11 protein-coding genes and 3 tRNA genes are annotated in these 12,043 nt (G+C 55.8%); 13 read left to right on the forward strand and 1 reads right to left on the reverse strand.

The features are described 5' to 3' along the window. From IM299_RS20595 to IM299_RS20605, 3 genes are all read left to right on the forward strand, one after another. Positions 1 to 77, forward strand: a tRNA-Met gene (locus IM299_RS20595). 39 nt (positions 78 to 116) lie between these two features. Beyond that, positions 117 to 191 (forward strand) — tRNA-Gln (locus tag IM299_RS20600). 35 nt (positions 192 to 226) lie between these two features. Further along, a tRNA-Gln gene (locus IM299_RS20605) sits at positions 227 to 301 on the forward strand. 107 nt (positions 302 to 408) lie between these two features. Here IM299_RS20605 and ubiF read toward each other — a convergent pair. Next, positions 409 to 1,584: a 3-demethoxyubiquinol 3-hydroxylase gene (gene ubiF / locus IM299_RS20610; RefSeq protein ID WP_193358025.1), complete on the reverse strand. Its 1,176-nt coding sequence runs from the start codon at positions 1,582 to 1,584 to the stop codon at positions 409 to 411. Positions 1,585 to 1,719: 135 nt separating this feature from the next. On the opposite strand from ubiF, the gene miaB reads away from it, so the two are divergent. From miaB to rihA, 10 genes are all read left to right on the forward strand, one after another. Then, positions 1,720 to 3,144, forward strand: coding sequence for a tRNA (N6-isopentenyl adenosine(37)-C2)-methylthiotransferase MiaB (miaB, locus tag IM299_RS20615; RefSeq protein ID WP_028012350.1), 1,425 nt, complete (start codon positions 1,720 to 1,722; stop codon positions 3,142 to 3,144). A gap of 163 nt (positions 3,145 to 3,307) precedes the next feature. Then, entirely contained in the window at positions 3,308 to 4,354 is a 1,047-nt protein-coding gene (locus IM299_RS20620) for a PhoH family protein (protein WP_028012349.1), read from the forward strand. After that, positions 4,351 to 4,818, forward strand: a complete 468-nt coding sequence (ybeY, locus tag IM299_RS20625) for an rRNA maturation RNase YbeY (protein ID WP_003858677.1) — start codon at positions 4,351 to 4,353, stop codon at positions 4,816 to 4,818. Before IM299_RS20620 ends, ybeY begins: the two co-directional genes overlap by 4 nt. A gap of 84 nt (positions 4,819 to 4,902) precedes the next feature. Further along, a complete protein-coding gene (gene corC, locus IM299_RS20630; RefSeq protein ID WP_021242574.1) occupies positions 4,903 to 5,781 on the forward strand; it encodes a CNNM family magnesium/cobalt transport protein CorC in 879 nt (292 codons plus the stop codon). Positions 5,782 to 5,786: 5 nt separating this feature from the next. Continuing rightward, positions 5,787 to 7,325: an apolipoprotein N-acyltransferase gene (lnt, locus tag IM299_RS20635; protein WP_041910789.1), complete on the forward strand. Its 1,539-nt coding sequence runs from the start codon at positions 5,787 to 5,789 to the stop codon at positions 7,323 to 7,325. Positions 7,326 to 7,680: 355 nt separating this feature from the next. Further along, positions 7,681 to 8,586, forward strand: a complete 906-nt coding sequence (locus tag IM299_RS20640; RefSeq protein ID WP_014831086.1) for an amino acid ABC transporter substrate-binding protein — start codon at positions 7,681 to 7,683, stop codon at positions 8,584 to 8,586. A gap of 156 nt (positions 8,587 to 8,742) precedes the next feature. Beyond that, the gene (locus tag IM299_RS20645) at positions 8,743 to 9,483 is read left to right on the forward strand and encodes an amino acid ABC transporter permease (RefSeq protein WP_028012347.1); all 741 of its coding nucleotides are present in this window, start codon (positions 8,743 to 8,745) and stop codon (positions 9,481 to 9,483) included. After that, complete coding sequence (gltK, locus tag IM299_RS20650) at positions 9,483 to 10,157, forward strand: glutamate/aspartate ABC transporter permease GltK (RefSeq protein ID WP_028012346.1); 675 nt, start codon at positions 9,483 to 9,485, stop codon at positions 10,155 to 10,157. The genes IM299_RS20645 and gltK overlap by 1 nt, the downstream gene beginning before the upstream one ends. Continuing rightward, on the forward strand, positions 10,157 to 10,882 hold the full coding sequence (locus tag IM299_RS20655; RefSeq protein ID WP_014883001.1) for an amino acid ABC transporter ATP-binding protein: 726 nt from the start codon (positions 10,157 to 10,159) through the stop codon (positions 10,880 to 10,882). Before gltK ends, IM299_RS20655 begins: the two co-directional genes overlap by 1 nt. 120 nt (positions 10,883 to 11,002) lie before the next feature. Continuing rightward, entirely contained in the window at positions 11,003 to 11,944 is a 942-nt protein-coding gene (gene rihA / locus IM299_RS20660; RefSeq protein ID WP_193358026.1) for a pyrimidine-specific ribonucleoside hydrolase RihA, read from the forward strand. Positions 11,945 to 12,043 lie beyond the last annotated feature (99 nt).

A 12,043-nucleotide genomic window follows, 5' to 3' on the forward strand; every position in this document is an offset into this window, starting at 1 on the left:
GGCTACGTAGCTCAGTTGGTTAGAGCACATCACTCATAATGATGGGGTCACAGGTTCGAATCCCGTCGTAGCCACCAAATTAAGATTATCGATTTGTTTCGGTAATAAAAAATTGTTGGGGTATCGCCAAGCGGTAAGGCACCGGATTCTGATTCCGGCATTCCGAGGTTCGAATCCTCGTACCCCAGCCAATTTAAAAGTCGTTAAGCAGTCTGTTTAACGCAATTGGGGTGTCGCCAAGCGGTAAGGCTCTGGTTTCTGATACCAGCATTCCGGGGTTCGAATCCCTGCACCCCAGCCACTTAAAACAAACAAGCCCGCTCTGCGGGCTTTTTTGTTTTTGTTGCTCAGAATAGCGCGGCCTGATGCTCTCACCCTACCCCTCTCCCACGGGAGAGGGAATTAAGATTAGAGTCCGAGGGCGTATTTCAGGGCCTGACGCTTCAGCCCACCGGCACGCTCTGCCGCCATTAAGCCAATGTTACGCAGAATGCGCACCGGGGCCAGGTCATTGCTGAAACCGGCATAGAACAGATCCATCCCTGACTGCATGATGAAGTTATCCGCCATACGGCGCGTCTGGTAGCGCTTCAGTACCTGATGGCTGGCCCAGGCTTCCGCGTGAGCGCGTGCGTTGCCCAGCACGTTCAGTAACGCATCGACGTCACGGTATCCAAGGTTGACTCCCTGCCCCGCCAGCGGGTGGATGGTGTGTGCCGCATCGCCCACCAGCGCCAGCCCTTCTCGGGCATACTGTAAAGCATGACGGCGCGTGAGCGGGAATGCACCTGCGGTGACTGGCGTCACGTTGCCAAGGCGGCTCGGGAAGTGAAGCAGGATCTCGCGCTGCAACTGCTCCATCGACAGCCCCTGCAGCTGGCGAATGCGCGCCGGTTTGTCGTACCACACCAGCGAAGCCCAGTTATCAAACAGCGGCAAGAATGCATGCGGGCCGTTCGGAGTAAAGTGCTGCCAGGTGCTTTCGCCCGGCGCATTCTCACACTGAACGGTGATTAACATGCAGGATTGCTGATATTGCCAGGCATGAACCCCAATACCCGCCATCTCCCTGACCTGCGAGTTAGCGCCATCGGCCCCGACGACCAGCTTCACGGCCAGTTCATCGCCGCTGTCGAGCGTCAGCAAATAGCCGCTTTCATGAGGATGCAGTGCCTTAAGTGACGCAGGCATACGCAGCGTCACCTTCGGATGTGCCTCCAGCGCCTGCCAGAGCGCCAGCTGGAGCACGTTGTTTTCCACCATATAGCCCAGGCGCGGCATCTTCAGCTCGGCGGCGTCAAACGACACGTGGGCATTTTCCCACTCCCAGGTTTCAAGGCGGCTGTAAGGGTGCGCGCGCATCGCCTGCACCGCCTCCCAGACGCCCAGGCCGCGCAGCAGATCGACGGACGCCGCACTGATGGCGGAAATGCGCACGTCCGGTTTGCTGGCGGTATCGAATGCCGGGGGAGCCGCCTGTTCAATAACGGTTACATCAAATCCCTGCTGCGCCAGCCCCAGCGCCAGCGCGCCGCCGACCATACCGCCGCCGACAACGGCAACTTCGGTGTGTTGGAGTGTCATGGTCAATTTTCCTTATTGGAGAATCCCTTAAGTTTACCGGATTTTTGCGGTCCTGAGACACACAACCTTCATACTGGTCACAACCCCACCAAAGCATTACAATACGCGGCTTGCAATCCTGAGCTGAGCAAGTCGATGACTAAAAAACTCCATATAAAAACCTGGGGCTGTCAGATGAACGAATACGATTCATCCAAGATGGCCGATCTGCTGGATACCACCCACGGATACCAGCTGACTGAAAATGCGAAAGAAGCCGATGTGCTACTGCTGAACACCTGTTCAATTCGTGAAAAAGCACAGGAAAAAGTCTTTCATGTGTTAGGCCGCTGGAAGCTTCTCAAACGGAAAAATCCGGACCTGATCATTGGCGTCGGTGGCTGCGTCGCGTCGCAGGAAGGTAAGCTGATCCGCCAGAGAGCCCCGTATGTGGATATCGTCTTTGGTCCTCAGACCCTGCACCGCCTGCCGGAGATGATCAATCAGGTTCGCGGTAACCGTAGCCCGGTCGTTGACGTCAGCTTCCCGGAGATCGAGAAATTTGACCGTCTGCCAGAGCCGCGCGCCGATGGCCCGACCGCCTTCGTCTCGATCATGGAAGGCTGCAACAAATACTGTACCTACTGCGTGGTGCCTTACACCCGCGGTGAAGAGGTCAGCCGCCCGGCGGACGACATTCTGTTTGAAATTGCCCAGCTTGCCGCGCAGGGCGTTCGCGAAGTGAACCTGCTGGGCCAGAACGTTAACGCCTGGCGCGGCGAGAACTACGACGGCACCACCGGCAGCTTTGCCGAACTGCTGCGCCTGGTAGCCGCAATTGACGGCATCGACCGTATTCGTTTTACCACCAGCCATCCGATGGAGTTTACCGACGACATCATTGACGTCTATCGCGATACGCCAGAGCTGGTGAGCTTCCTGCACCTGCCTATTCAGTGCGGATCTGACCGCGTGCTGAACCTGATGGGCCGTCCGCATACGGTGCTGGAGTACAAATCCACCATCCGCAAGCTGCGCGAAGCGCGCCCGGATATCCAGATTAGCTCTGACTTTATCGTCGGCTTCCCAGGCGAAACCGCTGATGACTTCGAGCGCACTATGAAGCTCATCGGTGAAGTGAACTTTGACGTCAGCTACAGCTTCATCTTCTCAGCGCGTCCTGGCACGCCTGCGGCCGACATGGTTGACGACGTGCCGGAAGAAGAGAAAAAGCAGCGTCTGTATATTCTTCAGGAACGCATCAACCAGCAGGCCAACGCCTGGAGCCGCCGTATGCTCGGCACCGTCCAGCGCATTCTGGTGGAAGGTACTTCCCGCAAGAGCATCATGGAGCTCTCTGGTCGTACCGAGAACAACCGCGTGGTGAACTTCGAAGGCACCCCGGACATGATCGGTAAATTTGTGGACGTCGAAATTGTCGAAGTGCTGACCAACTCGCTGCGCGCGAAGGTGGTACGCACCGAGGACGAAATGGGCCTGCGTATTGCCGAGTCACCGGAATCCGTTATTTCTCGTACCCGCAAAGAAAACGATTCTGGCGTTGGGATTTACCAGCCTTGATCCTTCAGGCCTGCCTCTTCGGCAGGCCTTGTATTTCCTCTCATCACCCCCAATATCTACCGCAACGCTTGCGCCTTTATTCTGTGGCGTGAATAATTTCGGTAATGACCGTTCTATTGCGCCGTATGGCAGCGGGTCAGTTAACCAATTAAAGAGGAACAGTTTGAACATAGATACGCGTGAAATTAGCCTTGAGCCCGCAGACAACGCTCGCCTGCTGAGCCTGTGCGGGCCGTTTGATGACAACATCAAACAACTGGAGCGACGTCTGGGTATCGAAATCAATCGTCGCGATAACCATTTCAAACTCACCGGACGCCCTATCTGCGTCAACGCGGCAGCAGATATTCTGCGCAGCCTGTATGTCGATACCGCCCCGATGCGCGGCGAAATTCAGGATATCGAGCCGGAACAGATCCACCTCGCCATTAAAGAGGCGCGCGTGCTTGAGCAGAGCGCGGAAAGCGTGCCGGACTACGGCAAGGCAATCAATATCAAGACCAAGCGTGGCGTCATCAAGCCGCGTACGCCTAACCAGGCACAGTACATCGCCAACATTCTTGACCATGACATCACCTTCGGCGTGGGTCCGGCGGGGACGGGTAAAACCTATCTGGCGGTTGCCGCTGCGGTGGATGCGCTGGAGCGTCAGGAGATCCGTCGCATCCTGCTGACCCGTCCTGCCGTTGAAGCGGGTGAAAAACTCGGCTTCCTGCCGGGCGATTTGAGTCAGAAAGTGGACCCCTATTTGCGCCCGCTGTACGACGCGCTGTTTGAAATGCTCGGCTTCGAGAAAGTGGAGAAGCTGATCGAACGTAACGTGATCGAAGTGGCCCCGCTCGCCTACATGCGCGGCCGCACGCTCAACGACGCGTTCATCATTCTCGATGAAAGCCAGAACACCACCATCGAACAGATGAAAATGTTCCTGACGCGTATCGGCTTCAACTCGAAAGCGGTGATCACCGGTGACGTTACCCAGATCGACCTGCCGCGCAGCACTAAATCAGGCCTGCGCCACGCCATTGAGGTGCTGTCAGAGGTAGACGAAATTAGCTTTAACTTCTTCCACAGTGAAGACGTCGTTCGCCACCCGGTGGTCGCGCGCATCGTTAACGCCTATGAAGCCTGGGAAGAGGCGGATCAAAAACGCAGGGCCGAACAGGCCGCAGAACGTAAGCGCGAAGCGCAGGAGCAAGAACAGAAATGAGTCAGGTGATCCTCGATTTACAGCTGGCCTGTGAAGACAATTCCGGCATGCCAGAAGAGGCACAGTTTCAGAAATGGCTGGATGCGGTAATCCCCCAGTTTCAGGAAGAATCAGAAGTCACGATTCGCCTGGTGGATGAAGCGGAAAGCCATGAGCTTAACCTGACCTACCGAGGGAAAGATAAGCCAACCAACGTGCTCTCTTTCCCGTTCGAAGCGCCGCCGGGTATTGAGATGCCGCTGCTGGGCGATCTGATCATCTGCCGTCAGGTGGTTGAGCAGGAAGCCAAAGAGCAGCAGAAACCGCTGGAAGCGCACTGGGCGCATATGGTGGTGCATGGCAGCCTGCACCTGCTGGGCTACGACCACATTGAAGATGACGAAGCGGAAGAGATGGAGTCCCTTGAGACAGAGATAATGCTTGCTCTGGGCTATGAGGATCCGTACATTGCCGAGAAAGAATAGTCAGTTACTGACTACCATGCCGCCGCGCAGGGACATAGCGCGGCGGTTAACATTGAACTAACAAGAGAACCCTTAACAAACGCCATGAGCGACGACAATTCACACAGTAGCGACACGACAACCAGTAAAAAGGGATTTTTCTCCCTCATTCTGAACCAGCTTTTCCACGGCGAGCCGAAAAACCGTGATGAACTGCTGGAGCTGATTCGTGATTCCGGGCAGAACGACCTTATCGACGAAGATACGCGCGAAATGCTCGAAGGGGTCATGGACATTGCCGACCAGCGCGTCCGCGACATCATGATCCCCCGCTCGCAGATGATCACCCTGAAACGTAACCAGACGCTGGACGAGTGCCTCGATGTGATCATCGAATCCGCCCACTCGCGTTTCCCGGTCATCAGCGAAGATAAAGATCACATCGAAGGGATTTTGATGGCCAAAGATCTGCTGCCGTTTATGCGCAGCGATGCCGAAGCCTTCAGCATGGAAAAAGTGTTACGCCAGGCCGTGGTCGTGCCGGAAAGTAAACGTGTGGATCGGATGCTGAAAGAGTTTCGCTCTCAGCGTTACCACATGGCGATTGTTATTGATGAATTCGGCGGTGTCTCAGGTCTTGTCACGATCGAAGATATTCTTGAGCTGATCGTGGGCGAAATCGAAGACGAGTACGACGAAGAAGAAGATATCGACTTCCGTCAGCTTAGTCGCCACACCTGGACCGTGCGCGCGCTGGCCTCGATTGAAGATTTCAACGACGCCTTCGGTACCCACTTCAGCGATGAAGAGGTCGATACCATTGGCGGGCTGGTGATGCAGGCCTTTGGCCATCTTCCGGCGCGCGGTGAGACCGTTGACATCGACGGTTACCAGTTCAAAGTGGCAATGGCCGACAGCCGACGTATTATACAGGTTCACGTCAGAACGCCGGACGATTCACCGGTGCCAAAACTGGAAGATTAATGTAAATGGCATTTGCCCCATTGCTTGAACGCCAGCGCGTCCGTTTGCTGCTGGCGCTGTTACTCGGAGCCAGCGGTACGCTGGCTTTTTCTCCTTACGATATCTGGCCCGCGGCCATTCTCTCCCTGATGGGGCTTCAGGGGTTAACCCTGAATCGTCGTCCGGTACAGGCCGCTGCGATCGGCTACTTCTGGGGGCTGGGGCTATTTGGCTCCGGCATTAACTGGGTCTACGTCAGCATCGCACAGTTTGGCGGGATGCCGGGGCCGGTTAACGTCTTCCTGGTCGTCCTGCTAGCCGCCTATCTCTCGCTCTATACCGGTCTGTTCGCCGGAATTCTCTCTCGCCTGTGGCCTAAAACCACCTGGCTGCGTGTCGCCATTGCCGCGCCAGTGGTCTGGCAGATTACCGAGTTCCTGCGCGGCTGGGTGCTGACCGGCTTCCCGTGGCTGCAGTTCGGCTACAGCCAGATTGACGGCCCGCTGAAAGGTCTGGCACCGGTAATGGGCGTTGAAGCCATTAACTTCCTGCTGATGGTGGTGAGCGGCCTGCTGGTACTGGCGCTGGTCACGCGCGGCTGGAAGCCGCTGGCTGTGGCCCTGGTGCTGTTCGCCCTGCCCTTCCCGCTGCGCTATATCCAGTGGTTCACGCCCGAGCCCGAGCGCGCCATGCAGGTTTCCATGGTGCAGGGGAATATCCCGCAGTCCATGAAGTGGGACGAAAAAGAGTTGCTGAACACGCTGAAGATCTACGCCAACGCCACCGAAGAGGTGATGGGCAAATCGCAGCTGATTATCTGGCCAGAATCCGCTATTCCCGATCTGGAAATTAACCAGCAGCCGTTCCTCAACATGATGAACGATCTGCTGGTGGCGCGTGGCAGCACCCTGATTACCGGCATTGTTGATGCGCGTCTGAATCAGCAGAACCGCTACGACACCTACAACACCATTATTACGCTCGGCAAAGACAGCGAATACAGCTACCACTCCACCGACCGGTACAACAAGAACCACCTCGTGCCGTTCGGTGAATTTGTGCCGCTGGAGTCTATTTTGCGTCCGCTGGCACCGTTCTTTGACCTGCCGATGTCCTCCTTCAGCCGCGGTCCGTACGTTCAGCCCCAGCTCCACGCGCACGGTCTGGCCCTGACGGCCGCCATCTGCTACGAAATCATCCTCGGCGAGCAGGTGCGCGATAACTTCCGCCCGGACACCGACTATCTGCTGACCATCTCCAACGATGCGTGGTTCGGTAAATCAATCGGCCCGTGGCAGCACTTCCAGATGGCGCGCATGCGTTCTCTGGAGCTGGCGCGTCCGCTGCTGCGTAGCACCAATAACGGCATCACCGCCGTGATTGGCCCGAAGGGCGAAATCCAGGCCATGATCCCGCAGTTCACCCGTGAAGTGCTGACAACCAAAGTCACGCCAACCACGGGCCTGACGCCGTACGCCCGCACCGGCAACTGGCCGCTGTGGATCCTGACCGCGCTGTTCGGCTTTGGCGCCGTGCTGATGAGCCTGCGTCAGCGTCATAAATAATCTTGCCTTCTGATGCCGGGTGGCGGCTGCGCCTTACCCGGCAATTTCCTCCCAATCTTCAATTCTGGCACGCCTGTTGCTTTATTTATTCACGTAAACGCTGTCTGGCTTAACGTGCAACCTTGTCGCACCAGTGTAGATCGTCGCTAGCACCGAAACGGTGCAACGGGAGATTATTGCCTCTGAATGGTGCGGCGCGCTTCGCAAAAATAAACAATAACGCAGCAAAATCTTTACATTAAGCCAGACTAAATGTTAACAAGCTTGCATAACACTGCACTCGCATTGCGCGAGATATAACAACATCACAATGGGTATCTATGCGTCACTGGCGCTGATAAGAAAGGAGTTGGGTATGCAATTACGTAAACTGGCCACAGCAATGCTGGTTATGGGAATGTCCGCAGGCGTGGTTCACGCTGAAGACGCTCCGGCAGCAGGCAGCACTCTCGACAAGATTGCCAAAAACGGCGTCATCGTGGTCGGCCACCGTGAATCTTCCGTCCCGTTCTCTTACTACGACAACACGCAAAAAGTCGTGGGCTATTCACAGGATTACTCCAACGCTATCGTTGAAGCTGTGAAGAAAAAGCTGAACAAACCTGACCTGCAGGTGAAGCTGATCCCAATCACTTCACAGAACCGTATTCCACTGCTGCAAAACGGCACCTTTGACTTCGAGTGTGGTTCCACCACTAACAACCTCGAGCGTCAAAAACAGGCGGCCTTCTCTGACACCATCTTTGTCGTGGGCACCCGTCTGCTGACCAAGAAGGGCGGCGCAATCAAAGATTTTGCGGACCTGAAAGGCAAGGCGGTCGTTGTGACCTCCGGTACCACTTCTGAAGTCCTGCTACACAAGCTGAACGACGAGAAGAAAATGGATATGCGCATCATCAGCGCGAAAGACCATGGCGACTCCTTCCGTACGCTGGAAAGCGGTCGTGCCGTCGCGTTTATGATGGATGACGCCCTGCTGGCGGGCGAACGTGCGAAGGCGAAGAAACCAGACAACTGGGATATCGTCGGTACCGCGCAGTCCAAAGAAGCCTACGGCTGTATGCTGCGTAAAGACGATCCGCAGTTCAAAAAGCTGATCGATGACACTATCGCCCAGGTGCAGACCTCCGGCGAAGCGGAAAAATGGTTCGACAAGTGGTTTAAGAACCCGATTCCACCAAAAAATCTCAATATGAACTTTGAACTGTCTGACGACATGAAAGCGCTGTTCAAATCTCCAAATGACAAGGCTCTTAACTAATTAGAAAAACAGGGGCGGGATCTCCTGCCCTCTCGATTGTCGGGAAGCATGGACAGACATATACGCTGAGTGGTCGTTCCCCACTCAGCGCGAAAAAAGAGCTTCTCACCAATCTTCGAGGGTAGCGCTGCTACCCTCTTTTTTCTGGAGTTTATTATGTCAATAGACTGGAACTGGGGCATCTTCCTGCAACAAGCCCCGTTCGGCAACACCACCTATCTTGGCTGGCTGTGGAGCGGCTTTCAGGTTACCGTGGCATTATCGATAACGGCGTGGATCATCGCGTTTCTTGTCGGTTCGCTGTTCGGTATTCTGCGAACCGTCCCTAACCGTTTTCTTTCAACAATTGGCACACTGTATGTGGAACTGTTCCGTAACGTTCCGCTCATCGTGCAGTTCTTTACCTGGTATCTGGTCATCCCGGAACTGCTGCCGGAAAATATTGGCATGTGGTTCAAGTCGGAGCTGGATCCGAACGTGCAGTTCTTTGTCTCCTCCATGATGTGTCTGGGGCTGTTTACCGCTGCGCGCGTTTGCGAGCAGGTGCGTGCCGCCATTCAGTCATTGCCACGCGGACAAAAAAATGCGGGCCTGGCGATGGGCCTGACCCTGCCACAAACCTACCGCTACGTGCTGCTGCCTAACGCCTACCGCGTTATCGTTCCACCGATGACCTCAGAGATGATGAACCTGGTGAAAAACTCGGCCATCGCCTCAACCATCGGCCTGGTGGATATGGCTGCACAGGCGGGCAAGCTGCTGGATTATTCCGCTCACGCGTGGGAATCCTTCACCGCGATCACGCTCGCGTATGTTCTGATTAACGCTTTCATCATGCTGGTGATGAACCTGGTTGAACGCAAAGTACGCCTGCCGGGCAATCTGGGAGGCAAATAATGTACGAATTTGACTGGAGTTCTATTGTTCCATCCATGCCTTACCTGCTCGATGGCCTGGTGATTACCCTAAAGATCACCGCGATCGCTATCGTCGTGGGTATCGTCTGGGGCACCCTGCTGGCCGTCATGCGCCTGTCGAGCTTTAAGCCGCTCGCCTGGTTTGCGACTGCCTACGTTAACGTCTTCCGCTCCATCCCGCTGGTGATGGTGCTGCTGTGGTTTTACCTGATTGTTCCAGGCTTCTTACAGAATGTGCTGGGACTGTCGCCGAAAACCGACATCCGCCTGATCTCTGCGATGGTGGCGTTCTCGATGTTTGAGGCCGCTTACTATTCAGAGATTATCCGTGCGGGTATCCAGAGTATCTCCCGTGGGCAGTCCAGCGCCGCGCTGGCGCTGGGAATGACGCACTGGCAGTCCATGCAGCTCATCATTCTGCCTCAGGCGTTTCGCGCCATGGTTCCGCTCCTGCTGACCCAGGGTATCGTGCTGTTCCAGGATACCTCTCTGGTTTACGTTCTGAGTCTGGCGGACTTCTTCCGTACCGCGTCGACAATAGGTGAACGCGATGGTACGCAGGTCGAGATGGTGCTCTTCGCGGGTGCGGTCTATTTTGTGATTAGTTTAAGCGCGTCGCTGTTGGTCAGCTGGCTGAAGAAAAGGACGGTATAATGATTTCCCTGAAAAATGTTTCTAAATGGTATGGGCACTTTCAGGTGCTGACCGACTGCTCCACCGAAGTCAAAAAAGGCGATGTGGTGGTGGTGTGCGGGCCGTCCGGTTCCGGTAAGTCTACGCTGATCAAAACGGTTAATGGTCTGGAGCCTGTGCAGCAGGGCGAAATTGTTGTTAACGGCACGAAAGTGAACGACAAGAAAACCAACCTGGCCCAGCTTCGCTCTCACGTCGGCATGGTGTTCCAGCATTTTGAACTGTTCCCTCATCTGTCCATTATTGAGAACCTGACGCTGGCTCAGGTCAAAGTGCTCAAGCGTGATAAAAAAGCGTCGCGCGAAAAGGGGCTCAAGCTTCTGGAGCGCGTGGGGCTTTCTGCACATGCCGATAAGTTCCCGGCACAGCTTTCCGGCGGCCAGCAGCAGCGTGTGGCGATTGCGCGCGCGCTGTGCATGGATCCGGTGGCGATGCTGTTCGATGAGCCCACGTCAGCGCTCGATCCTGAAATGATCAACGAAGTGCTGGACGTGATGGTCGAGCTGGCGCACGAAGGGATGACCATGATGGTGGTGACGCACGAAATGGGCTTCGCCCGTAAAGTGGCCAACCGCGTGATCTTCATGGACGAAGGGAAAATTGTCGAAGACTCACCGAAAGAAGAGTTCTTCGCCAACCCGAAATCCGAACGCGCGAAAGATTTCCTCGCGAAAATCCTGCACTAATCTTCTCGGTGCGCAATCTGCGGATTGCGCACTGCTTCACGCTTTAGATCTCTTTTTCTATTCGGCGTCACATCGCAGCGTTAACCTTGTCACAAAATAATGCTAAGAATGGAGAACGCTATGGCACACCCTATAATTCTCGACTGCGATCCGGGTCATGATGACGCGCTCGCGCTCGTCCTCGCGCTTGCCTCCCCTGAACTGGACGTGAAAGCGGTCACCTCGTCCGCCGGAAATCAGACGCCGGACAAAACCCTGCGCAACGTTTTACGAATGCTGACGCTGCTGAAACGCACCGATATTCCTGTCGCAGGCGGCGCCGTTAAGCCGCTGATGCGCGAGCTGATCATTGCCGACAACGTTCACGGTGAAAGTGGGCTGGATGGCCCGGCGCTGCCGGAGCCGGGCTTTGCACCGCAAAACTGCACCGCCGTGGAGCTGATGGCGAAGGTGCTGCGTGAAAGTGCAGAACCCGTCACCCTGGTGGCGACCGGCCCCCAGACTAACGTTGCGCTCCTGCTGAACAGCCATCCTGAACTTCACAGCAACATCGCCCGTATCGTCATCATGGGCGGATCAATGGGGCTGGGGAACTGGACGCCTGCGGCCGAATTCAACATCTTTGTTGATCCGGAAGCGGCGGAGATCGTCTTCCAGTCGGGCCTGCCGATTGTGATGGCGGGGCTGGACGTGACGCATCGGGCACAGATTATGGCAGACGATATTGAGCGCTTCCGCGCCGTGGGCAACCCGGTTGCGACAACCGTAGCCGAGCTGCTCGACTTCTTTATGGAGTATCACAAAGCCGAGAAATGGGGCTTTCACGGCGCGCCGCTGCATGACCCGTGCACCATCGCCTGGCTGCTGAAGCCTGAAATGTTTACCTCGGTGGACAGATGGGTTGGCGTGGAGACGCAGGGGAAATATACCCAGGGGATGACGGTGGTGGATTACTATTCGCTGACGGGAAATAAACCGAATACGACGCTGATGGTGGATATCGACCGGGAGGCGTTTGTGGATATACTGGCGGAACGGCTGGCTTACTATTGTGCGGCCTGATGCCCTCACCCCGGCCCTCTCCCACTGTACAGTCCGGGGACATGGTAGACAGGTGTTCGGGGACATGGTGAACACTTTTTAACATCCTTTACCCATGGT

Origin of the sequence: Enterobacter cloacae complex sp. P47BA (assembly GCF_014930485.1) — a bacterium.
GTDB lineage: Bacteria > Pseudomonadota > Gammaproteobacteria > Enterobacterales > Enterobacteriaceae > Enterobacter > Enterobacter bugandensis.